General features: G+C 44.9%; 18 protein-coding genes and 1 pseudogene. 6 read left to right on the top strand and 13 right to left on the bottom strand.

Annotation, left to right across the window (positions count from 1 at the left end):
• The 4 genes from xdh to xdhA form a co-directional block, all read right to left on the bottom strand.
• On the bottom strand, positions 1-2,096 hold a 2,096-nt coding region (xdh, locus tag RYO92_RS08950), incomplete at its 3' end, for a selenium-dependent xanthine dehydrogenase (protein WP_315370164.1).
• A gap of 376 nt (positions 2,097-2,472) precedes the next feature.
• Positions 2,473-2,955 carry a xanthine dehydrogenase subunit XdhC gene (gene xdhC, locus RYO92_RS08945; protein ID WP_007157738.1) on the bottom strand — a complete coding sequence of 161 codons (483 nt, stop codon included), beginning with the start codon at positions 2,953-2,955 and terminating at the stop codon, positions 2,473-2,475.
• The gene (xdhB, locus tag RYO92_RS08940; RefSeq protein WP_315370163.1) at positions 2,948-3,838 is read right to left on the bottom strand and encodes a xanthine dehydrogenase subunit XdhB; all 891 of its coding nucleotides are present in this window, start codon (positions 3,836-3,838) and stop codon (positions 2,948-2,950) included. Before xdhB ends, xdhC begins: the two co-directional genes overlap by 8 nt.
• Before the next feature lie 153 nt (positions 3,839-3,991).
• Positions 3,992-6,439, bottom strand: coding sequence for a xanthine dehydrogenase subunit XdhA (gene xdhA, locus RYO92_RS08935; protein ID WP_315370162.1), 2,448 nt, complete (start codon positions 6,437-6,439; stop codon positions 3,992-3,994).
• Positions 6,440-7,064: 625 nt separating this feature from the next.
• Between xdhA and RYO92_RS08930 the strand changes: the two genes are divergently transcribed.
• The 3 genes from RYO92_RS08930 to RYO92_RS08920 all read left to right on the top strand — a co-directional run bounded on the left by RYO92_RS08930 (position 7,065) and on the right by RYO92_RS08920 (position 9,073).
• The gene (locus RYO92_RS08930) at positions 7,065-8,426 is read left to right on the top strand and encodes a uracil-xanthine permease family protein (RefSeq protein ID WP_314669538.1); all 1,362 of its coding nucleotides are present in this window, start codon (positions 7,065-7,067) and stop codon (positions 8,424-8,426) included.
• Between the two features lie 127 nt (positions 8,427-8,553).
• Positions 8,554-8,823: a type II toxin-antitoxin system Phd/YefM family antitoxin gene (locus RYO92_RS08925; RefSeq protein WP_314327598.1), complete on the top strand. Its 270-nt coding sequence runs from the start codon at positions 8,554-8,556 to the stop codon at positions 8,821-8,823.
• Positions 8,816-9,073: a Txe/YoeB family addiction module toxin gene (locus RYO92_RS08920; RefSeq protein WP_308579270.1), complete on the top strand. Its 258-nt coding sequence runs from the start codon at positions 8,816-8,818 to the stop codon at positions 9,071-9,073. The genes RYO92_RS08925 and RYO92_RS08920 overlap by 8 nt, the downstream gene beginning before the upstream one ends.
• 285 nt (positions 9,074-9,358) lie before the next feature.
• Here the strand turns inward: RYO92_RS08920 and RYO92_RS08915 are convergent, their stop codons facing one another.
• Positions 9,359-11,407, bottom strand: a complete 2,049-nt coding sequence (locus tag RYO92_RS08915; protein WP_315370161.1) for an N-acetylmuramoyl-L-alanine amidase family protein — start codon at positions 11,405-11,407, stop codon at positions 9,359-9,361.
• A 518-nt stretch (positions 11,408-11,925) separates the two neighbouring features.
• Between RYO92_RS08915 and RYO92_RS08910 the strand changes: the two genes are divergently transcribed.
• Positions 11,926-12,972 (top strand): threonine aldolase family protein, encoded by a 1,047-nt coding sequence (locus RYO92_RS08910; protein ID WP_007157747.1) that lies wholly within the window; start codon positions 11,926-11,928, stop codon positions 12,970-12,972.
• A 44-nt stretch (positions 12,973-13,016) separates the two neighbouring features.
• Here RYO92_RS08910 and RYO92_RS08905 read toward each other — a convergent pair whose 3' ends face one another.
• From RYO92_RS08905 to RYO92_RS08885, 5 genes are all read right to left on the bottom strand, one after another.
• Positions 13,017-13,373, bottom strand: coding sequence for an arsenate reductase family protein (locus tag RYO92_RS08905; RefSeq protein WP_007157748.1), 357 nt, complete (start codon positions 13,371-13,373; stop codon positions 13,017-13,019).
• Positions 13,374-13,390: 17 nt separating this feature from the next.
• Positions 13,391-13,606, bottom strand: coding sequence for a DUF3791 domain-containing protein (locus tag RYO92_RS08900; RefSeq protein WP_007157749.1), 216 nt, complete (start codon positions 13,604-13,606; stop codon positions 13,391-13,393).
• Positions 13,599-13,853, bottom strand: coding sequence for a hypothetical protein (locus tag RYO92_RS08895; protein WP_314327608.1), 255 nt, complete (start codon positions 13,851-13,853; stop codon positions 13,599-13,601). The genes RYO92_RS08900 and RYO92_RS08895 overlap by 8 nt, the downstream gene beginning before the upstream one ends.
• Positions 13,854-14,019: 166 nt before the next feature.
• The gene (locus tag RYO92_RS08890) at positions 14,020-14,952 is read right to left on the bottom strand and encodes an ATP-grasp domain-containing protein (protein ID WP_315370160.1); all 933 of its coding nucleotides are present in this window, start codon (positions 14,950-14,952) and stop codon (positions 14,020-14,022) included.
• A 123-nt stretch (positions 14,953-15,075) separates the two neighbouring features.
• On the bottom strand, positions 15,076-16,347 hold the full coding sequence (locus tag RYO92_RS08885; RefSeq protein WP_315370159.1) for a dicarboxylate/amino acid:cation symporter: 1,272 nt from the start codon (positions 16,345-16,347) through the stop codon (positions 15,076-15,078).
• Between the two features lie 345 nt (positions 16,348-16,692).
• Here RYO92_RS08885 and RYO92_RS08880 point away from each other — a divergent pair, with 345 nt between their 5' ends.
• Positions 16,693-17,799, top strand: coding sequence for a M24 family metallopeptidase (locus tag RYO92_RS08880; protein ID WP_183683937.1), 1,107 nt, complete (start codon positions 16,693-16,695; stop codon positions 17,797-17,799).
• A 219-nt stretch (positions 17,800-18,018) separates the two neighbouring features.
• Positions 18,019-18,906 (top strand): proline iminopeptidase, encoded by an 888-nt coding sequence (gene pepI, locus RYO92_RS08875; protein ID WP_314832948.1) that lies wholly within the window; start codon positions 18,019-18,021, stop codon positions 18,904-18,906.
• A gap of 123 nt (positions 18,907-19,029) precedes the next feature.
• On the opposite strand, the gene RYO92_RS08870 is transcribed toward pepI, so the two are convergent.
• The 3 genes and pseudogenes from RYO92_RS08870 to RYO92_RS08860 all read right to left on the bottom strand — a co-directional run.
• Positions 19,030-20,394 carry a peptide MFS transporter gene (locus RYO92_RS08870; RefSeq protein ID WP_315271478.1) on the bottom strand — a complete coding sequence of 455 codons (1,365 nt, stop codon included), beginning with the start codon at positions 20,392-20,394 and terminating at the stop codon, positions 19,030-19,032.
• 275 nt (positions 20,395-20,669) lie between these two features.
• Positions 20,670-22,889, bottom strand: a complete 2,220-nt coding sequence (locus RYO92_RS08865; protein ID WP_315370158.1) for a methyl-accepting chemotaxis protein — start codon at positions 22,887-22,889, stop codon at positions 20,670-20,672.
• A gap of 301 nt (positions 22,890-23,190) precedes the next feature.
• Positions 23,191-24,449, bottom strand: a pseudogene (locus RYO92_RS08860) (hypothetical protein); the annotation flags it as partial.

Raw genomic sequence — 24,449 nt, 5'->3', positions numbered from 1 at the left:
TATTCTTTTCCTTCCAATGCGGAAAGGTCTCCGCCTACCTTGTCCAAATCTCCCTTAATCTCTACGGCAATTCCCTTTACCGCCTCACCGGTAATCAGAGTCTGACGGGATCCGGAAGTAGTTCCGGAGTCCGGAGAATCCTCTGTGGATCCCTTGGAAAGATCAATCTTCTCCACCGGTAGACCGGTACCTTCGTGCATCATCTGCATAAATACGGTACGGCAGCCCTGTCCGATATCGGAAGCCGCAGTATACAACTCTACCACGCCGTTCTTAATAACCGCTCTGGCTCTTCCCTTATCCGGAAGACCTACACCTACGCCGGCATTCTTCATGGCACAGGCAAGACCCGCTCTACCCTTGTTGGCTTCGTAAATGTCCTTTACCGCCAATAAGGTTTCCTTAAGGGCTGTAGAGGAATCCGCAATCTGTCCGTTGGGAAGAACCTTTCCCGGCTCGATGGCGTTACGGAAACGAATCTCCCAGGGGCTGATGCCCACCTCCTCAGCCAGCTTATCAATCAACATTTCCAATGCATACTCACTTTGGCACACACCGAATCCGCGGAAAGCTCCTGCAGGTGGGTTATTGGTATAATAACCATATCCATAGATATTGGTGTTCTGATAGGTGTAAGGTCCAACGGAATGAGTACAAGCTCTCTCCAATACCGGTCCGCAAAGGGATGCGTAGGCTCCGGTATCAAAGTAGATTTCACAATCCAAGCCCTGGAAAATACCATTTTCATCACAAGCCAGAGTAAAAGTACCCTCCATAGCATGACGCTTGGGGTGGAAGTTGATGGATTCCTGACGGGTGAACTTTACCTTTACCGGTCTTCCCACCTTTAAAGCCATCAGCACGGCAATATGCTGTACGGAAACGTCTTCCTTACCGCCGAATCCGCCACCTACAAGCTTGTTCTCTACCACGATTCTGGAAGGATCCCAGCCCATCATGATGGCAATTTCTTTTCTGGTATCATATACACCCTGGTCACTGGTATATACCTTCACACCGTCCTTATAAGGGAAGGCAATGGCGCACTCCGGCTCCATGAAGGCATGCTCTGTAAATGGAGTAGAGAAGCTCTCTGTTACCACATACTTTGCTCCCGCAATGGCTGCCTTGGCATCTCCACGGGTTACGTGTCTTTGCTGACAAAGATTTCCGTTAGGATGAAGCTTAGGCGCATTTTCCGCCTTAGCCTCTGCAATGCTTCTTACCGGCTCCAGCACTTCGTACTCTACCTTTACAAGCTTCTTCGCCGCCTCCAAAATGGAAGGAGTCTCAGCAACAATCAGGCAAAGAGCGTCTCCGATGCAACGAGTTGTGTCCCCTTCGGCAATCATAACATCCCAGTCCTGCTGAATATGTCCCACCTTGTTGTTGGGAACATCTTCAGCCTTTAAGATAGCAAGAACACCGGGAAGGCTCTCCGCCGCCTCTGTATTAATCTTTAAAATCTTGGCTCTTGGATACTCTGTACGAACAGCTCCTCCGTAAACCATGTTTTCCATCTCCACATCATCAGGATATTCTCCGGTTCCCAAAACCTTCTCTCGAACATCCACACGGAAAGCGGACTGTCCAACCTCGAAGTCTTCTCCGGTTTCCAGCTCGGACTGAATCTTTTCCTCTCCCCGAAGCACCTTGGCAGCAAGCGCAATTCCTTCGATAATCTTCTTATAGCCTGTACATCTGCAAATGTTGGAGCGGATGGCTTTCTTAATATCCTCTTCTGTTGGATTCGGATTCACATCGATTAAAGCCTTGGCACTCATCACCATACCGGGAATACAGAATCCACACTGTACGGAACCGGCACGTCCAAAAGCATAGACATAGGCCTCCTTCTCCTGAAGGCTCAGTCCTTCAACGGTAACAATGTTCTTTCCCACTGCCTTTTTGGTAGACAAAATACAGGAACGCACAGCCTTTCCATCAATCAAAATAGTACAGGTTCCGCAGGCTCCTTCACTACAACCGTCTTTTACGGACTTACACTTTAAATCGTCACGAAGAAAACGAAGCAAGGGCTTATCTTCCTTTGTTTCCACCTCTTTTCCGTTTACAATAAAACGAAATACATCCATCTCTTCCATAAGCATCTCCTAATTCCTAAACTCAATATAGCGACGAAGGTATCCTCTTCCCTTTTTACTCTTTCTCCTAAGCCGATGAAGAAAAAGAAATTGCTCCTCCCCTTTATCGACCAAGTATTCTCACTGTTTTGAAAAGCTTTCGGTTGCTTATCGCAATCCGTATTCCTGTAGGATATCTCTTTATTTTTTAGCTCGCTCCTTGTAATCTAAAAAATAATTATGTCGTTTACAAATTAACAATATGATTATAAACGAAAGCGGTGAGAGTTGCCACCCCCACCGCAAAGACTTCCCTTTTTTCCAAAAGAGAGTAAAAACTTTTGTGCGATTTGCCTAACAAATTTTTAGGCAAAAACCAAAATATTTTTTAGTTTGCTTTCTGAAGATTTTCCTTCACTACTCTTTCTACGGCATTTAAAATATTTTCATAACCGGTGCAACGACAAAGATGTCCGGAAATCAGCTTTCTTAACTCTTCTCTGGTATAGTCCTTTCCTGTTCCCACAATCTCCACAGCGGTAAGAATCAGTCCGGGAGTACAGAAGCCGCACTGCACCGCTGCTTCTTCGATAAATGCGGTCTGAACCGGATTTAACTCTCCGTTTGGCCCCTTAAGACCTTCTACGGTAAGAACGGACTTTCCGTCTGCCCACATAGCCAGGTAGATACAGCTGTCCACTGCCTCTCCGTTTACCAAAACGGTACAAGCTCCGCACTCTCCTACCTCACAGCCCTTCTTTACAGAAGTTAAGTCAAGACGCACTCTCAAGGCATCCAAGAGAGACTCTCTCTCATCCACAGCCAGTTCCACATCTCTTCCATTCACCTTAAAATGAATAATTTTAAGCATTGATCTGTCCTCCTTGTAAAACAATGGCTTCCTTTAAAGCACGCTTTGCCAACTCTGAAATCACCTGTAAACGGAACTCCTTGGAAGCTCTCCAAGAGCTTCTGGGACGAACCTCTGTTAAGGCGATATTTACATAGCTCTCAATTCTTTCCGTATCGGTGCAAGCCGCACCCTTCAGGCTTTCCTCCGCCTTCGGGCAACGAATGGGGGTAGGAGCCGCTACACCGTAGCCCAGTCTTACTTCTTCAATATGCTTCTTCTCTTTGTCCAGCTTTACCATTACCGCACAGCCCAGAGTGGCAATCTCCATTGCTTTTCTCTTTCCGTACTTAATGTATTTTCCGCTGAAGCCTTCGTAATCTTCTTTCTTGATTAAGAAGCCGGTACAAACTTCATTTTGCTCACGGACAGTCTTTCCCGGGCCGGTATAAAACTCGGAAATCGGAACTCTTCTCTCCCCATTGGGGCCTGTCAGGCAAACAATGGCATTTAAAACCTGCATGCCTGCTGCGGAGTCTGCGGAGGTTGCTCCGTTACAGATGTTTCCGCCGATGGTTCCCATATTTCGAATCTGGGGACCTCCAACGGTGTCCACGGCCTCTCCCAGCATGGGGATATGCTTTTGTACCAGAGGGTCATTGGTCAAATGGGTAAAGCAGGTTCCTGCTCCAATGAAAAGGTCTCCGTTGTCCAAACGCTTTACGCCCTTTATTTCTTCAATATTTTTAATGGATACCAGCGCTTTCCCCGCATCCTTTCCCTCACGAACACGAATCAATACATCGGTTCCGCCGGAAATGATTTCCGCATTGGGATTGGCAGTTAAGGCCTGCACCGCATCCGCTACATCCTTTGCTTCATGAAATCCCTGTAAATCAAACATGTCTTTATCCTCTCCTTTACCATAAGATAAATATCACTCTTGTGTTTTACGGACGGGAATCCCGCTTAAAACAGGAGCCCCTGTCCTCTATGTTCTATACAATCTTGAGAAGAAACCGGCATAGGGAGAAAGCCCTCCCTATCGCTTTCCTCCTTAGTCTACAGAGATTGTCTTAATTAATCCTGCCTCGCGGAAGGCATCTGTGAGTCTCTGGCTGGTCATCGGCGCCACATTCATGGCAACGCCGGTAGCCTGTAAGATAGCGTTTCTTACTGCAGGAGCCGCTGCAATAACAGGAGGCTCTCCTAAGGACTTATTACCGTAGGGGCCGGTAGGATCCTCCAGCTCCACAAAATCCACTTCCAGATCGGGAACGTCCATAGCGGTAGGAATCTTAAAGTCTAAGAGGTTGGCATTTAATACCTTTCCGGTCTTCGGATCTACCAGTAAATCCTCGGATAAACCGAAGCCAAGGCTCTGTACCATTCCGCCGTGAACCTGACCCCTTGCGGTATCATGGTTAATAATGATTCCGGAATCATGCACTTCCACGATTCGTAAAATCTCCACCAAACCTAAGGGAATATCCACTTCCACCTCGGCATAGCACACACCGGAGGAGAAGGTATTGCTCTTACAGTGGTTGGTACATTCCGCCGCAATATGCACGGACTTATCCAAAGAATAGAAGGCGGTGTCAGCCAAAATAGCAAGGGGAAGTAATGGGTTTCCGCTCTTCTTTTCCACAATCTGAGAATCCACCAGATCTAAGGAATCCTTGGAAATCTCTGTCTCTTCGGAAAGGGAAAGAAGCTCTCGAATCTTCTTTGCCGCAGCGCTAACCTCTTCGGCATATACGGTTTTGGAGAAATCCTGTACCGCATTGTTTAACATATATTCCGCATAGTCTAAGATACGATCCTTAAACTCCTCTGCCACCTTCTTACAAGCCATACCGGAAACATAGGTCTGGCGGGAAGCGTAAGCTCCTGTATCGAAGGGAGCAGTATCGGTGTCTTGGGTAGAACATACATAGACATCTTCATAACGAATACCGGAGGCCTCTGCTGCCATCTGGGTAAATACGGTATCCGCACCCTGTCCGATTTCCGTAGCTCCCATAAAGAGCTGGCAGGAACCGTCCTGATTCAATACCATACGAGCCGCAGCAGTCTCTAAAGCGATAGGATGAACACCGGTCTTATAGCAGAAAATCGCCATACCGATACCTCTTCTCTTGTCTCCGCTTTGAGGCTTATCGTACTCCGCTCTCTTCTCCTTCCAGTTGGCAAGCTCCGCACCCTTTATCATGGAATCCTTTAATCCATAGGAATGGAAGGTAATGCCATTGTGCGGATCCTTAAATCCTTCAGGAATACAGTTCTTTAGACGAATCTCCAAAGGATCCATACCGATTTCTTTAGCCAGATCATCGGTTAAGCACTCGGTAATCCATACGGACTGGGGAATACCGTATCCTCTCATAGCTCCCGCAGTAGGAGCGTTGGTATAAACGGTCCAGCAGTCTACTTCTGTACCGATCTTATCAATATATAATTCCTTAAACACATTTCCGCAGTTTGCACAGATGGCATGACCGTGGGAAGCGTAACCTCCGTTATTGGCAAAAGCTTCCATCTTTCTGCTAAGAATCTGTCCGTCCTTTGTTACCACCGCTTTGGTGTGTCCGGTAATCTGGTGTCTGGTTCTGGTGCCGTAAATGGTTTCCTCACGGGAAATCTCCAATCGCACCGGTCTTCCGCCCACCTGCATGGACATGTAAGCATTTAACGGCTCATACAATACGTCCTGTTTGTTACCGAATCCGCCGCCGATATAGGGCTTAATGATACGAACTCTTCCAGCAGGAACCCCGAGAGCCATCGCTGTATATAAACGAACAATATGAGGAATCTGGGTGGAGCAAACAATGGTAATCTTATCGTTCACATCCACATAGGCAAAGGACACCGGAAGCTCGATATGGCAGTGAGAAATCTTCGGAGTATCATACACCCGCTCAAGAGTGAAGATATTTTCCTCTCCATACTCTTCCTTGGCCTTCTTCAGACCTTCCTCAAAGGTATAATCCTTCTCTCCCATGGTCATGTGGCTATGAACGATAACATTGTCCTTACGAAGATCCGGGTGAAGCGCCTGAGCTCCTTCCGCCAATGCCTCCTCCACGGTGGTCATCACAGGATATTCCTCGTACTCCACCTTTAAAAGACGAAGAGCCTGGTCACAGGCCACTTCATTTTCCGCAATGACGCAGGCAATATCATCTCCGTAAATCCGGACTCTCTGATTCAGAAGCTTTCTGTCACAGATATCCTGGTGGGCTTTCTCTACAGACCAGGGGTGTCCTGCTGTGGGGAATTGGATATCCGGCACATCAAAGCAGGTAAGAATCTTTACGACTCCCGGTACCTTCTCCGCCTCACTGGTATCAATGCTCTTTACCAAACCATTTCCGATGGTGGAATGGTAAACCTTACCGTGCAAAATATTCTTCGGCTCTAAGTCCGCAGTATACTTTGCTTCGCCTGTGACTTTTCCATAGGCATCAACACGAATCTTATCTTTCCCTACTGCACGCATGGAAACCCTCCTGACTGTTTGCAAATGCATCCATTGGTTACGAAAATACAAGGCCTTCTTCCTCCGGAATGGCTTTGTCTAAGTATAAAATCACCCATTTCTGGAGTCTATTCACAGTTTTTGCCAAGCTTTTTTGGTGCTTCTGTCATAAATTTAACAAAAAAATTTTTTAGATAATCTAAAATTTTGTACTGACTGGCAAAAATCCCTTCCGTTACAGCTTATCCTTGCATCTTCCTACAAGCTTGATATTACTGGATTTTTTGCCAAAAAGCCATTTTAATATTTCCAAGGTTTTTCCTTTATTTTTAGAAATTTCCGTGAACTTGTCTAATTTTTGGCGCATTGTCAAAATATAGACAAGCACTTTACAGGGTGTTACAATACAGTCCAGATTCTTGTTATAGGATTTTTTATCTTTTTGAAAAAACAGGAAAGATTTCTATGAAAAATCACAAAAAGGGATAGCTACATTTTCAAGGAAGAAAGCTCTACAGTCCGACATCGGAAAATGCTGTTTAGGAGAAAATCAGGAAGCTCCTTAGGCACAAACCATTGAAAATACGTAATCCCCGGTGATATTTCAGGAATCTTTTTTCTTTTTCAAACAAATGAAGGAGGAAAAATGAGTCAAGAAAAGTCAGTAGCACGCATGGAGAACATTTACAAGCTAGACGGAAGAGTGCCCATCGGAAAGGCCATCCCCTTCGGATTACAGCATGTCTTAGCCATGTTTGTATCCAACCTAGCCCCTATCACCATTATCGCAGGAGCTGCACAGCCCGCCCTTACCCAGCAGGAAATCGCCATGCTCTTACAAAATGCGATGTTTGCCGCAGGTATCGCCACCTTTATCCAGCTGTACCCGGTCTGGAAGGTTGGTGCCAAGCTTCCTATTGTAATGGGTGTAAGCTTTACCTTCGTTACCATCCTGTCCACCATTGCCGCAAACTTCGGTTATCCCACCGTTATCGGTGCGGTCATCGTAGGCGGTTGCTTTGAAGGTGTTTTAGGACTTTTGGCAAAGTATTGGAAGAGAATCATCACTCCCATCGTTGCCGCAACCGTTGTAACCGCCATCGGCTTCTCCCTTTTTACCGTAGGCGCACGTTCCTTCGGCGGAGGCTACGGAGATGACTTCGGTTCCAAAGAGAACTTAATCATCGCCACTGTAACTTTACTTACCTGCATCGGTTGGAGCATTTTTGTAAAGGGCTATATGAAGCAGCTTTCCGTTTTGGCCGGCTTAATCGTGGGATATATTCTTTCCATATTTATGGGCAAGGTGGATTTAAGCCTGATTTTCTCTGACGGCTTTGTGTCTTTACCAAGACTCTTCCCCTTTACTCCACAGTTTAACATCGGCGCCATCCTTTCCGTTTGTATCATCTTCCTGGTTTCCGCAGCAGAGACCATCGGAGATACTACAGCCATGGTAGCCTCCGGCTTAAACAGAGAAATTACCGAAAAGGAAATTTCCGGTTCTCTGGCTTGTGACGGATTCGGATCCAGCATTTCCGGACTTTTCGGCTGTGCTCCCGTAACCTCCTTCTCCCAGAACGTAGGTCTGATTGCTATGACTAAGGTAGTAAACCGTTTCACCATTGCCACCGGTGCAGCAGCAATGCTGTTGGCAGGACTTCTGCCCCCTGTAGGACATTTCTTTGCTTCCCTTCCCCAGAGTGTTTTAGGGGGATGCACCATTATGATGTTCGGTAGCATCGTAGTCTCCGGAATGCAGATGATTGCTTCCTGCGGCTTCAGCCAGAGAAATATCGTCATCGCTTCTCTTTCCTTGGCAGTAGGTATCGGATTTACTTCCAGCACCGAGAGCAGCATCTGGCACATCTTCCCCAGCATCGTACAGACCGTATTCGGGGAAAATGTCGTAGCGGTAGTCTTTGTTGTTGCTTTGATTTTAAGTGCGATTTTGCCGCAGAACATGGAGGTGGCAAAGCTTACCGAGTCTGTAGAAGAAGAGAAATAAAAGAAAATTACATGCTTTGCAGATAGTATTTGTTAAGCATACAGAAAAGAAAAGCAAGAGCTACTCTTGCTTTTCTTTTGCTTTAGTCGTACAATATTTTGTACAACTAATTCAAAGGAGAAAAACTATGGAAGCTGTTGCCTATTCCAATTTCAGACAGAATTTAAAGCAATACATGAAGCAGGTAAATGAAGATGCTGATGCGCTGATTGTAACCGCAAAGGATGCGGAGGATACCGTAGTCGTACTCTCTAAAAGAGAATATGACAGCTTGCAGGAAAGTCTGCGAATTCTATCCAATTCTTATTTAATGGAAAAAATACGCCATGGAGAAGCGCAATTCCAAAAAAAACAATTTCAAACCCATGACTTGCTTGAGGTAAAAGAAGATGATTAAAGCCTGGTCCGATGAGGCGTGGGAAGATTACCTCTATTGGTATGCCCAAAATAATAAAAGTACCATCAAAAAGATTCATCGCCTTATTGAAGCGATAGAAAGAAGCCCCTTCTCAGGAATCGGCAAACCGGAAGCTCTAAAATACGAGCTTAGCGGAAAATGGTCCAGACGTATCACGGAAGAAGATCGGCTGATTTATGCTATTGAAGATGATGTACTGTACATTTATTCTTGCAAGGACCATTATTGAGTAGAAGAAGAGAAATAATTTCCATTATAAAAGAAACACTGAAGTAGTGATTTATCGCTTTTCAACAATATAGCCTGTAACAGGGGCACGCTCCCGCTAACTTCGCCTCGCAGGGGTTCTAAGCTTTTATAGTACAAAAGCCAAGAACCCGCGGGCTCAGATTGCCCCTTATTACAGGCTATATTTCGAAAAGCAAAAGTGCTCTAGACTTCTGAGCGCTACTTCAGCGTTTCTTTTTTATATGTTTTCTTTCTCTTATTCGGAAAATGATGGTTCCAAAGCTTGTTAGCCTGTTACGTCAAAGAATAAATTCTCCGGCGCTTCTTCGTAGAGCTTTACCGTATAGAAATTCTTCAGCTTAGACTGTACTTTGTCATTCTTCTCCGGTGTGAAGACCAGTTTTTCTTCATTATTACTGCTCAGCTTTTTCACAGGATAACGCTTCATTGCCTGCAAGCTATCATCCGGCTCGGTAAGATATAATGCGGTTAATTCTCCGTAGATATCCCACTCTGCACCGTAAACTACGGCAATCTGATTTCCGCTCTTATTAAAGCCGCTATGTTCCAAAAGCAGAACTTCTCCCTTTTTCAAATACTCCAAAACTGTCTTGGAAAAGTCGGAAGGATTGACTTTCTTCTCATCAAAGAGAGCTTCATTTCCTAAGTTCTGAGGAAGGGTACTATTTCTTACTCCCTCTCTTCCCAGGTTGGAAGCGGAAGCTGTTGCTTCTGAACGAGATAGGGTAGAAGCACTGGCTCTTGCTTCTGAACGAGACAGGGTAGAAGCACTGGCTCTTTGGCTTTGACCGGCTTCCTGTGTCTTTGGATACAGGGCATAAGCACTGGATCCCGTAGGAGCATTGGCCTCGGTATAAAGCTCATCCAGGCTATGGAGCTTTCCAAAGATTTGGGCTTTGAAGTTTCCACTTTGCGGTGTTTTCCCCTGGAATTCCACCACAGCCTCACTCCTTTGTAAAAGAGCATGCCGTAAAGCATCTCTCTCTGCCGCATAGTAGCTTAATCTGAAAATATAGTTCTCTTCTCCTGCGCCGTATACTCTTTCCGCCACATTCGCTGTATCATAGAAGCCGGAAGAAGCGGTATGGGGAATGCTTTCAAAGGCGTAAGTATTCTTTGCAATAACCAGATTCTCATCTTTTCTAAAGCTATCCGCTCTCAACTTGATTCCCTTGGTAAATAAAGCGAATCTGCTTTCTCCCTTCTTATCAATCACGTGAAGGCGTTTAACATCATCACCTGTTAAACCGGCTTGAAACCTCTCCTGAGTCTCTTGGAAAGCCGCCTCTCTCTTAGCCTGCTCCTGTCTTAAACGCTCAGCATTTTCACGATTTCTCTGCTCTTGTGCTTCTCTTGCCTTTCTGGCAGCCTCTTTTTGTTCCGCTCTCTGCCTATCCAGACGTTCTTGTTCCTGCTTAGCACGTTCCCTAGATCGCGCCTCAATTTCTTGTTTTCTACGTAGCTCATTTTGCAAATGGAAGCTATACAGCTCTTCCTTTGTTGCAAAGGGATTCTTGGTAGAGGGGTTATAGCTGGTCTGCCAAGCACTGCTGCTTGAACCGGAGGAACTTCCGCCTCCGGAAGAACTTCCCCCGCCGCCGGAGCCGCCACCGGAAAAGCTTCCGCCACCGCCACCGGAGCTGGAACCGCCACCTCCGCCGCCGGAGCCTCCTGCACTCTTCACCACGCCGGAGAACTTCACCGCTCCTGCATTGGCCTCTGCAGCCTGGGACTGGGAAGCTCCTGTAGCCTCAGATTTTACCTGCGCCACAAGACTTACGATTTCCTCCAGACTCTTGCCTTCTTTTCTGGCCTGCTCCGCTACCGCTTCCTTTTCTTTCGTGCTCTGTACGCCCTTGGAAAGATCGAACAAAGGCTCGCCCTTCTCATTGGCGCACTTTCCGCCCTCCTGTACAAAGAAGCCGTCCGGTGTCTTTTCATTGTGATACATTCTTCCGGAATCACCGGCAAAGTAATAACAGTAGCCGTCAACCCACTGCCAACCTGTAGCCATCTTTCCCAAAGAATCCGCCTTGGTGTCCAGGAAGAACCATTTTCCGTCCTTCTCCATCCATCCACTTTTTAAATTCTTGCTCTGGGGATCCACAAAGTACCACTGTCCCTTGCTTTCCACCCAACCGGTCTTCTCCTGACCGTTTCCGTCCACGTACTTCCAGTTGTTTCCATCCTGTTGCCATCTTCCTTCAGAAGCCGCAGTACCCTGTCCCTCCGCGAAAGCCTGTCCGCTGAACAAACCAAGCAGAATGGCCGTAGCCAAGGGAAACAGTACTCTGTCTATTCCTTGTTTCTTCATTTTGCCTCCATTCCGGAAAAAAGAAGGACCTCCCTGACCGACTTTTCTCTATTCCTAAGGGGTAATTCGGCTCTGCAATATGCTGCAAAGCCTTGAGCCAACGTAACCGTTTTTTAACTACTCCCTTAAACACTCTATACCTCTAAAAAGGTCGAGGCCAATGTTTCGCAAAGCTCTTGTCTTTACAAGAGGAAAATGCTTTATCTTAAACTGCAAAGCCGGAAAATGCGTAACATTCCTCGACGGAAGACTCTCCTTCGTCTCTAAATCCGAAATCCCTGGAAGAATCCGTCTTTATTATAATCGGCAAGGTTTTTGACAAGATAAGCGTTTGATTTAATTTTTTATTTCTTTTCCTACTCCGGTAAATATCGAATCGGGATTTTTCTTCACGTCTTTCCCCTATGGATTTTCAGTTTGGGCTTTTTCTTCATTCGATATTTCCGGTTTGCGTTTTTCTTCTTCCCTATTTAAAATAAAAAAATCGAAAAAAAGTTTTTCCGAAAAAAGGAGGCAAAATGAATACCGATATCCTGCAATTCCAGTCCGATTACCAAGAGGCTTGCCACGAAAATATCTTAAAGCGCCTGACGGAAGAATATAGAAAGCCCTATCCCGGCTACGGAAGCGACAGCATTTGCGAAGCTGCCAAAGAAAAAATCCGAAAGGCCTGTCACTGCCCTACCGCTCAGGTGGAATTTCTGGTGGGCGGAACCCAGACCAATGCCACGGTGATTGACTCCTTCCTCCCTTCCTACCAAGGCATACTCTGTGCGGACAGCGGACATATTGCAGTGCATGAAGCGGGAGCCATTGAACTGACAAGGCACAAGGTGCTTCCCTTAAAGGGAAAGGACGGAAAACTCTCTCCGAAAGCACTGGAAGCTTTTCTTTCCGACTTTGCCTTGGACGAAAACAAAGCCCACACCGTCCAGCCCGGCATGGTCTACCTTTCTCAGCCCACGGAATACGGTAGTCTGTATAGCAAGGCAGAGCTTACTGCCATTTCCGAGCTTTGTAAAAAGCATCAACTGCTGCTTTTCGTAGACGGTGCCCGACTGGCCTATGCTCTTGCTGCACCGGAAAATGACCTCAGCCTTTCGGACCTGGCTAAGCTCTGCGACGTCTTTTATATCGGAGGCACCAAATGCGGTGCCATGTTCGGAGAAGCGGTGGTTATTCCGGATGCCGGTAGACTTCCTCATTTTTTCACCTCCATCAAACAGCACGGCGCCCTCCTTGCCAAGGCTTGGCTTCTGGGACTGCAATTTGATGAGCTCTTTAGGGATGAGCTTTACCTCCATATCGGCGAAAAGGCCAACGCCTACGCCCGGGAAATCAAGGCAGCCTTAAAGGATGCGGGGCTCCCCCTCTTCGGAGACTATCCCACCAATCAGGTCTTCTTTGTCATTTCCCACGAAAAAATGGAACAATTAAAAAAGCAGGCCCAGTACGCCTACATGGAACGCTACGATGAAAACTCCAGCGTGATTCGTTTTTGTACCAGCTGGTCCACAAGAGAAGAGGACGTGAAGAAGTGTTGTGAGATAATTAGGGGGCTGTAAGCCCCCTTTTATTTACAACAAATATCACCGACGAAGTATTTATCTTATATTCCTAATGCCTCTAACCATTCCTTTTCTTTAAATCCCACCAAAACCTTCTCTCCATAAAGGAATATAGGTCTCTTTACCAGCATACCGTCTGTAGCCAGTAATGCCTCCTGCTCTTCCTCGGACATATTGGGGAGCTTATCCTTTAATTCCATGGACTTATACAGCTGTCCGCTGGTGTTAAAGAAACGCTTTAAGGGAAGGCCGGATCGCTCCTTCATCTCATGGATTTCCTTGGCGCTTGGGTTTTTCTCCTTAATCGGGCGCTTTTCAAAAGGCACATTGTGAGCCTTCAAAAAATCTTCTGCCTTTTTGCAGGTACTGCAACGGTCATAGCAAATAAATGTATTCATGGGTTTTCCTTTCTGTTTTAGGCTTCTACTAAGCCACTTCTTTCTTTTAATAAGATATCTATATCTTCAAAGGCATTTTCCAAACGCTCCACATGATAAATTTCGTATAAATCATAAATCAGTTTGGTCAAGTCTGCCTCATCCCATAACTTTAGAATATCACTTGCTTTTTGCTTTTTGAAATCTGCATATCTTTCCAGAAGATAAATAAAAAACTCTCCTTCTTTACTCATTTTCTTCACCTCTGATATATTGTGAATTTCGAGGATTCCCGGTAATCATTTCACTTTCCCACATTTCAAATACAATTTGCGGACTAAAGGTGTATACCTCTGTCAATGGATCCAGTAGCATCTGATAGGTTTCCGAGAACAAAAAGGAACGAATGGCTTTCATGTCCTCCATCCCGTACTTCATTTTTATCAAAGAAATCACCTGACGATCAAAGAAATCCCTTTGTCTGGCACTGATTTCTGTCACAACTGCTCACTCCCTTCAAAACGTAAAACCCTCTTTCCTAATCCTATGCCTTTATTTATAGCAAAAAGGAAGGGGAATGAACATCCCCTTCCTTCACTTTATAAAGCTGCTTATATTCTCTTTACAAAAACTTCCGATCCGTATTCTTTATTTCCGGAAAATCTTTTTACCCCTGCTCTTTTAAAAGCTTTCCCAGGTACTCAGCCAGATGCTCATGAGCATAAATATTGGCATTCTTCTCCGCAGTAGGATTATAGTTGGTGTTGGTGTTTACGTCATAAACATAAATCTCTCCGCTTGCCGACTGTACCCACTCAATCGCCGCAACATCAATGCCGCTGTGCTGTAAAAATTTTGTGTAGGCCTGCTCTCTTTCCTTCTCCAAAGGTTCTGTAATTTGGAACTTTTCGGAGCTTTCCAGCTCTTCCTTCTTCTTCCCGACCTGGCAACCGTCTGCCGGGCAGAGCTGAAAGCCGTCGGAGGAGTCAATGGATACGGTGTATAAGAACTTCTGTCCGATAAACTCGGAACGGCGAATTCTGCCGTCTGCGGGCTTAATATACTCCTGCAAAAGGGTGATGCCGTCTACGGAAGGCTCAAAGGCCGGACTGTTGACATAGGCCTCCAGCTCCCCTTCATTTTGGAAAAGCTGTACCCCCAATCCCTTTCCTGCACGGTTATGCTTGGTAATCAGGGGGTAGATATTTAGCTGTCTTGCGCCTTCCAGAATCTGATCCTGTCCTAAAACCGCCACGGTTTTGGGGTGGGGAATTCCATTTTCCTCTAAGGCAAGATACTGCTTTACCTTACTGATTTCCAGATTAATGGCCCCTAAACCGTTTACCACCTTACGACCGTGTCTTGTGAGCCAGGAAAGCACCTGCTCAGTGTATTCCGGCGCATAGCGGTGTCCTCTGGTATGGGAGGAGGCAGACATACGGTTATAGAACACACCCTCAGGAGGAGCCTCCTGTAAATTCAGGATGCCCTTGGATAAGTCCCATAACTCATAGGGAATCTTCTTTTCTTCCAGCCACTTCACCAAATGCCGGGTCCATTCCAGATTTTCATGGATTACATATACTTTTTTCTCTGCCATATTACTTCCTTTCCGAAACTTCGTATTCTATAAATGTTTTTTCTTCCAATTCATCTTGCATGGCCGGCGGATTTTTCCTTCGTTCTATCGGGCTTCTTAGCCTACTTTAGTAACAACTGTTTCTTAGCCTGCATTGGCAACAAATTCCTTGCCTGCTACATTTTCCGCCTTTGCCGGTTTTTCTACTTTTTCCGCATTTTCTTTTTTACTGTCCAGTACAGCCACTGCCAAAGCCTGACCTACCACATTTAAGGCGGTTCTTCCTGCATTTGCAAAGAAGTCCACGGAGAGAATCAATGCCACACCTTCCACAGGAAGTCCCAACTGGGGAGCTGCCGCCAATAAAACCACAATGGCCCCGGAAGGGATGGTTGCCGCGGTCTTTCCGATTAAACTTAAAAGGAGAACCGTAAACAGTAAGGCCTGGGTCGTGAAAGTAATGCCGTAAGCATTTGCCAAAAAGACAGTCGCCAAGGCAAAATACACTGCTGCTCCCTCCAGATTAAAGGAGTAGCCGAGAGGTACCACGAAATCCGTTACCGCCTCGTCATAGCCTTCCTTCTTCAAACGCTTCAAAAGCGGGGGTAAAACCACGCTGGAGCCGCCGGACACAAAGGCCAGTGTCACCAAATCTCCGATACTCTTGATAAGCTTTACATAGTTTACCTTATATAGAATAGCAATAACAGGGAAGATTACAAGTGCTAAAACGCCATAACCAAGGTACATTCCCGCGACAAACTGTCCAAGTCCCAAAAGCTTATCCACTCCGGTCGTTGCCACGTCCTTGGCAATAAAGCCGAAAACGCCCACAGGAGAGAGTAAAATCACTGCGTCTAAAATCTTATAAATAGCGGCAATCCAAATCTTTGTGCCGGAAAGGAAGGCTTCCTTCTTCTCCTGCTCCAGCTGACCTACGCCATAGCCCAAGAAAATGGCAAAAATCAGAATCGGAAGTAATGCGCCGTCGGTAAGTGCCTTGAAAAGATTGGAAGGAATGAAGTTTAAGAAAAACTCATCAATCTTTACCCCGGTGGCGATTCCTTCCAAGCTTGCACCTTCCTGTCCGATATTTACTCCCTGACCAAAGCCTAAGTAATAGGAAGCAAAGACAAAAAGGGCGGTAATTCCTGTAGTTACGGCAAAGAAATACAGGAAGGTCTTTCCCAGGAGCTTCTGAAAATGATTCTTTCCCAGCACCTCTGCCACAGCCACTACCACAAGGGGAAGCACCAAAGGAATAATCAGCATACTAATAAGCCGGATAAAGGCCTGTCCCAGAAACTGGTAAAAGCTTGCGAATTGGGGAAGGAAATATCCTGCTGCCCCTCCTAAAAACAATGCTATCAATAATTGTAAGCCCAAAGCTATTTTTTTCTTCTTTACGTTACCCATAATTCTCTTCTCCTTCTTCTCCCATAAAAGCTTTTTACCACTAAAAGCTTCTTTCTACTTTCTATACTTATGATTTCTGCCCTGCCATATATTCCTATAAACCTACTGAATAACTAGGACTTCTGTACTATAGCACAAAAGATTTTCCTCCGCAAATTTTTATTTTAAATGCTCAGTTATAAATCTTGTCTATATCGGATTTTTACAATTTCTTCAACTTTTTTTGCATTCAATGTGCTATTTTAGTGAAATTTTGCTATAATCTAGGTAGTTATGCCAAACACATTATTCTTTGGAGCAAGGAAGCAGGAAGCTCCCTTCTCCCTCTATAGAAAGGAGACACAAATGGATCAAGGCAAGTTAGAGCGGATTTTAAAGAAGATGGAGGAGCGGAATCTTTCTCAGATGATTATTACCGACCCACCCGCCATTTTCTATTTAACCGGAAAGTGGATTCATCCCGGCGAAAGAATGTTGGCATTGTATATCAACACAAAGGGTGACAAGCATCTGTTCGTAAACCGTATGCTTCCCCAGGAGAGAGACTTAGGTGTTGAAATCACTTATTTTGACGATACGGAAGATCCTGTAGCAATTCTTTCCGAGTTCATCGAAAAGGATAAGCCTATGGGTATTGACAAGACATGGCCGGCACGTTTCCTTCTTCGCTTACAGGAATTGAAGGCAGGCTCCTCCTTCGTCAACGGTTCCGTAATCGTGGACAAGGTACGTCAGATTAAGGACAAGCATGAGCAAGAACTGATGATTCAGTCCTCTTTAGTAAATGATAAGGTTATGGAAGAGTTAGTGCCTTATGTGGTAAAGGGCTTAACAGAGAAGGAATTAAATGCCGTAACCAGAGACCTGTACAAGAAGCACGGCTGTTCCGGCGTTTCCTTTGATCCCATTACCGCTTACGGACACGGTGCCGCAGATCCTCACCATGTTACCGACGACACTAAGGGAAAGAAGGGAGATTGCGTTATCCTGGATATCGGCGGTGTCTTAAATGACTATATCTCCGACATGACCAGAACCGTCTTCATTGGAGAAGTCAGCGAAAGACATAAGGAGATTTATCAGATTGTTCGGGATGCCAACCTTCGGGGAATCGCCATGGCAAAGCCCGGCAACAGAATGTGCGATGTGGATTTGGCTTGCCGAAACTATATCGAGGAGAAGGGCTATGGTAAGTACTTCACCCATAGAACCGGACATTCCGCAGGTATCGAGGATCACGAGGTGGGAGACGTTTCCTCCGTTAATGAAGAGATTATCGAGGTTGGACAGTGCTTCTCTGTAGAGCCCGGTATCTATATTCCTGAGGAAAATATCGGCGTACGTGTAGAAGACCTGGTAATCATCACCGAGGACGGATGCCATGTATTGAACCACTACACCAAGGATCTTTTGATTGTAAAGGAAGACGGAAGTATCGTTAAGGGAGAATAAAATAGCTTTTCTCTTATCGAATTCGATGTTTTCTCATTAGAAGATTTGTAAAATCCCCCAAAGGATTGTAATTCTCCTTTGGGGGATCTTTAGTATTAAGCAACTTCCGCTTCATAGTATTTCCCGTTAAATAATTAACATCTCTTGGAAAATATGGTATGATAAAAGAAATATAATTTAAGAAAACCAGCGGCTCAGCCGGTGGAAACGGAGGACATTATGGCAAAGATTCAAGAAGGACGCATGCCTTATTTAGGCTATGAAACGTATTATCGTATTGTTGGAGAGAATAAGGGCAATAAAAAGCCTCTTCTTCTGCTCCATGGGGGACCCGGTTCCACCCACAACTATTTTGAAGTTTTGGATGACCTTGCTGATAAAGACGGACGTCAGCTGATTATGTATGACCAGCTGGGCTGTGGAAACTCTTACCTGGACGGACATCCGGATCTTTGGACTAAGGAGACCTGGCTAAACGAATTAATCGCCCTGAGAAAGCATTTAGGATTGGATGAAGTGCATATCTTAGGACAGTCCTGGGGCGGTATGCTGGCAATCATTTATGAATGTGAATGTAAGCCCGAGGGAGTTGCCAGCTATATTCTTTCCAGTACCCTTCCCTACAATGCCATCTGGGAAAGTGAACAGAAAAGAAGAGTTGGCTATCTTCCCAAGGAGATGCAGGAGGCTATCGCCAAGGCGGAGAAGACCGGAAACTACAGTGATCCGGACTATGATGTAGCCATTACGGAGTTTATGACCAGATATTGTGCCGGTCCCTTTGGCCCGGATGCGGCGGAGTGCCTGACAAGAAAGAAAAAAGCAGGAACCGAAGCTTATGTTGCAGGCTGGGGTCCAAATGAATTTACTCCTACCGGCTCACTTCGGGATTATAATTATCTGGAGCAGATGAAAGATTTTTCCAAACCCACTCTGATTTGTAGTGGTGGTGAAGACCTTTGCTCTCCCTATATTGCGAAGACCATGTTTGATGCTATTCCCAATGCCAAGTGGGAGCTTTTCCGTTATTCTCGGCACATGTGCTTTGTAGATGAAGAGGAGCTTTACAAGAAGGTATTGATGGAGTGGCTGAATCAGAACGACTAAAGCAAAAAAGGGCTGTAAAAATCAAAAAAATTTTCTAAGCAATATAGGAAGGAAAGGGGAGGGCTTAAAGCCCTCCCCTTCTTAAATATTTTCTTAAATGCTTTTTATCCATTTATTCTTTTTCTATGCTGCTTCTGTCTGATCATTGGTAATCAAGCTGTTCAACTTCTTATCCATAATCCACAGAACTGCTGCAAGAACAATCAAGAGAATTGCAATACCGAAGCTTGCTGTTGCAAATGGCATCTTGGAAATAATGTTATACAAGGTACCGTAGGAAAGTCCTGCAATAAAGATGGCAAAGGTCCATACCGCCATCATTTTGGAGAGGAGCTTTCCGGGAGCAAACTTGGAAATAAAGGAATTTCCTAATGGAGAGAAGGTCATCTCGCCAAGAGATAAGCAGAATCCGAATACTACAACCCAAAGTAAGCTTGCAGGTCTTCCGGCTCTGGTAATCTCTGCCAATGCGGAAACCACGAAAGCAAGTCCTAAAATTCCCATACCTAATGCAGTATGCTTAAAGATACTGAGTCCACCGCCGGCACGCTTTGCGTCTCTAGCCCAAAGGAGTCCTAAAACAGGTCCTAACAGAATACAAAGAAGTCCATTCTCGGAGTCAAAGAAGGATGTGGGAATCGTGAATCCGAAAAGCTTCCAGTTCATGTTAATGAATTCCTTGGCATCATTCATTGCTCCCCAGTGATCATAAACAGGTAGATATGCCAAATACCAGAAAATCCAGAAGATGGAGGAGAAGAGGGAAACGGCGATAATAGCCAGAACTCTTTGCTTCTCAATCTGTGTGAGAGGTCTGCTTGGCTCAGCTGTCTTAATGGTCTCTTTGGATGCAGCTGCTTCTGCACTATCCTTAAAGGGCTTTGCTCCTGCTTCTCCCAAGGGTCCCCAACCTAAGAAGAACATAACAGCATTTACCAACATAACGATGGAGCAAACCAGGAAACAGATTCTATAGCCTCTTGCTCCTGCAATCAGTCCCACGCTGGTGGTTCCGATGAAGGAACCTAAGTTTACCATGGAATACTGAGTGGAGAAGGCCATATCCAAATCCTTAGGATCGGAGAATAACTTTCCGGTGATGGAGTTGGTCTGGGGCTTAAAGAGTCCGGTTCCGATAGAAGCTAATGCAATCATGATAGCAACATCGGTAAGACTGGAAGATCTAAAGCCGAAGAAGTATCCTACGCTGATCAAAACCATACCGATAGGAACCAGATACTTGGCACCCACAAAATAATCGGATATATAGGAACCGAACAAAGGCGCTAAATAGGTGAATGCTACGAAGAAAGATTGGTAAGTAGCACCATTTTCCTTCGCTACTCCTAAACCGCCGTTGGCCACACTGGCGATTAAAAACTGTACGATGAGCCACTTTACGGAGTAAAAGCTAAAGCGCTCCAGAGTGAAGGCAAAGTTACAAATCCAGAACCCTAGCCCTCCCTTTCTTTTTACTGTGCTGTCCATAAACACTCCTCTCCTTAAGGTTTAACCCTTATCCCTGCCTTTTCTCCTTATGCCACTCTTTCTTCGGGGAAAGAAAGAATTTTTAGGGGAAAATGTAGGCAGGCAAAAATAAATTCTTAAGGGGAATTATAGCACTTGTACGCTTTTTCTTCAATATTCTGTAAATATTTATACATTTTGTCTTTAAATGAAATTATCTATTTTAAGGGACTTTTTAAGCTATTCGTCAAGCTATCTTTGCATCTTGTCGAACTCTCTATTCATCAGCTTGTCCCTTAATCTTCCTTAAGCTGAAATTTTTCCATAAGCTCATTTAAGGTATGAGCCTGTCCGGTTAACTCTTCGGAAGCTGCCGCACTTTCTTCCGCTGTAGCGGAGTTATTCTGTACTACGGAAGAAATCTGGTCGATTCCCACACTTACCTGCTTTACGCCCTTGGCCTGCTCATCCGATGCCAGAGAAATGTTGCTGATCATGCTGTTAATCTTCTTACTTTGTTCAGAAACCACCACTAGAGACTGGGCAGTTTCCTCGGAAAGCTTTGCTCCCTTTCCAATAGCATCAATAGCCTCTTCGATTAAGCTGCTGGTATTCTGGGCAGCCTTGGCAGACTTTTGAGCCAGGTTTCCTACCTCATCCGCCACAACCGCAAAGCCCTTTCCTGCCGCTCCGGCACGGGCTGCTTCGATGGCTGCATTTAAGGAGAGGATATTGGTTTGGAAAGCAATATCGTCAATGGTCTTGATAATCTTATTGATTTCCTGAGATTTCTCCGTAATATCCTGCATAGCTCTGGACATCTCATCCATCTTATTGGTGCTGACATTTACAGCCTTCTCCGCATCATTGCTTAATTTTGCCACTTCCTCGGTAATCTTTACCGTACTGTCAATCTTGTGGGAAATATCATCCATGGTAGCAGAGAGTTCTTCGATGGAAGAAGCCTGTTCCGTAGCCCCTTCGGAAAGAGACTGGGCGGCATTACTTACCTGATCCGCGCCTTCCTGTACCTGCTCTGCGGAATTTCTGATTTCCTTCATAGTATTGGACAGGTCTCCCCGAATATCCCTAAGAGACTGTAGAAGAGGTGCATAGGCACCGGCATAATACTCCTGATCTTCCATATCCACTCGGAAATTTCCCTTGGACAGCTCGCTGAGCTTATTTTGCAAGTCGGAAATAATAGTCCGGATTCTCTGCATGATTTCTCTCATGCTCTCTGCCAGTTCTCCAATTTCGTCTTTCTTATTGTACTGAATATCTACATCGAAATTTCCCTTGGCCACTTCCACGCCGGAAGAAGAAATTTTCTTTAAAGGAGCCAATGAGGTACGAATCAGGAAATGGGTAAGGCAAACCAAAATCAATACCCCCAATAAATTGGTCAACACAGCAGTCTTTACCAAAGTCATCAGAGTAGCATTATATTCTGCTTCAGAAAGGCTGACACTTACCCACCAGTCTGTATCTCCTACTTCTAGCGGAGCAAGAAAGCGCTTTACCTTCCCCTTATCCAAGCTATCAGTAACCACATTAAAAGATTTTCCCTCTGCCTTCATGCTTTCCAGAGTATTGTATGCCTCCTCCGGCAAAGTATCCTTCACGGGTTTTGCAATCGCATCCGCATCCATAGAATAAGCAATATTTCCATCATGATCTGTCAAATCAACAGCCAAGGATGGAAAACGGTCGTCCGATTGCTGCAGAAGTTCGAAAACATCCATTTTCATATCCACAAGAACATAGCCCTTAAATTCCTCTTTAATAACAATAGGAACCATTATGGAAAAAACCCAGTCCTTGGTATAGGCATCCTGATAAATGCTGCTAACGCTAAGCTTTTGTGTTTCTTTTAAATGCTTAAAATCCTCTTCTTCCTGATAGCCTGCGGAATAGGTCTGCACAGTACGAGTCTTGGCATTTTCCTTGCTAAGATAGAGGGAATAGTCATCCACGCCGGGAATAAAGGCACCCTTGTCAAAATAGACTCCTACGCCAAATATACTGTCATCACTGTTGACCGCCGCGTAAAGAGAGTCCAACATAGCAGACTCCGCATTATAAAGATTTGCCGGAATTGCCACATTTCTTACCCGAGACTGGAAAGTAGTCGGTCCCATCACCTTGGTGGCAACGGCATTTCCATTCCCATCCACAATATTCCAGATATTGGCGGGCACTGCCCCCACCTCTTCCTGAGTCTCATAAGCCGACATAATGCCTTCTCTAATGGTTTCCGCAACCACCTGATTTTGGTAGAGGATATTTTCAATATCATTGATAGCCATGTGGGTTTTATCCACCATATTGCTGTCAACGGTCTTTTCCATACTGCTCTTACTAATATTAATTAGAATAGAGCCTGTCCCGATAAGCGCAATCGCTGAGCAAAGGCCGATTAGAATCGACATTTTGCTGCTTAAACGCAAGCTTTGGAACAAGCCTCCCTTCTTCGCTTTCGGCTCTTTTTTCTTTTGTTCCACTCCTTTTTTCATTTTCTCTTCTCCTTAAGTGCTAAAACACAGCTGTTCATCTGCTGACTCCTAAGTTTTTCGTCCCAAGCAAAGAAAAGAATAAGAAGTATAGAAAAATATTATGCATTTGTCTTAATATATAAATACGATTTATTGCTTTAATAAACTAAAGTGTTTTCCTGCTGCCCGGAGCCGACGATTATTGAAATTAAATGATTGGAAATAAAAAAGCGGCGAAAGATCGTCCCGGTTTCCGTACCGGTTTTCTTTCACCGCTTCTTTCTTATATTTTTACAAACGTTCTACTTTTCCCTAAAGGCTCTTAGGAAAGAGGAATGGTAGCTACTTCGTATCCTTCCGCTTCAATAAGAATTTCCTGCTTTTTATCCGCATTTGCTGTAGGAATGGAGAATAAGAGCAAATCTTCTACTTTCTTGTCTCCCGTGGAATCTCCGAAGCTGAACTTCTCTCCCATCTTCAACAAATCAGCACGGAAAGATGCCATTTGTCCGTAGGTTCTTCCTGCAACAGTCAGACTCTTGATGCTCTTTAAATAATTCTGAATGTCCGCTCTATCTCCTTCGAAGGAAAGCTCATAGTATCCCTGGGCTTTTTTCTCAGGATTATGAGCAGTGGGTGCCGGCATAGCCTTCTCTTCTTCATAAGAGATTTCAATATCCTCATAATCTTCCGACTGTAAACTAATTCGATGAACACCATATTCTTGTGGAGGATTTCCGATAGCTATATCTAATGAATCTTTCAGCAACATAAATACGTGTCTTCCTCCGGCACATAGGTCTTCATACCGTTGATCGTCTACATTAGTATACCTTACACCATCTACCTCCAAAGTCTTTAGACTCTTCAAGTATTGCTTTTGCTCCTGGTTAAGATTTTCGAATTTTACAATCTTCACATTATAGCTTCCGGGAACTGATTTGTACTCAAAATGATACTGTAGCTTATCCAATTTCTTAAGATCTTGAAGCATTCTTTTAGTTACATTGAAATTGAAAATTACCGGTTTGTATCCATCTGGTGCAAACTCCAGAGTATTAACTCCCTCATGGAAGGCAGCACGGTTTAGACGAAGCGCGTTAAAATATCCTTTCTCTTTAATATCCCACTTTAGCGCATAGATATATTTATTTTCTGGTATGTTTAAATCTTCATCCCAATCTCCTAACTCATAGAGACTGTCATTCACCATAACATCTACGTTTCTATACAAAAACTGTTTTACAAGAGCTGGATTTTCATTTTTCCCAAAGAACAAGAGGAATGACTTCTTCTCAGCATCATACTCAAAGTGATAGGCAATAGGCCAATCCTTTAAATTGTTCTCTGGGAGAGTTCCGGGTGTTTCCTCTGGGATTCCGCCGGGCTGTGTTGTATTCTCAGAATTTCCCGGTGTTTCAGTTTCACCCGGTTTCTCTGTAGTGGTTCCACCATTCTCCGTTCCCGGCTTCTCTTCTGTAGTTCCACCGGGCTGTGTTGTATTCTCGGAAGTTCCTGGAGTTACGGTTTCACCCGGTTTCTCTGTAGTGGTTCCACCATTCTCCGTTCCCGGCTTCTCTT

Origin of the sequence: Oribacterium sinus, assembly GCF_963553175.1 — a bacterium.
GTDB classification, from domain to species: domain Bacteria; phylum Bacillota; class Clostridia; order Lachnospirales; family Lachnospiraceae; genus Oribacterium; species Oribacterium sinus_B.
Note: the sequence above shows the minus strand (reverse complement) of the source record. Positions and strands in the feature narration are given on the sequence as shown.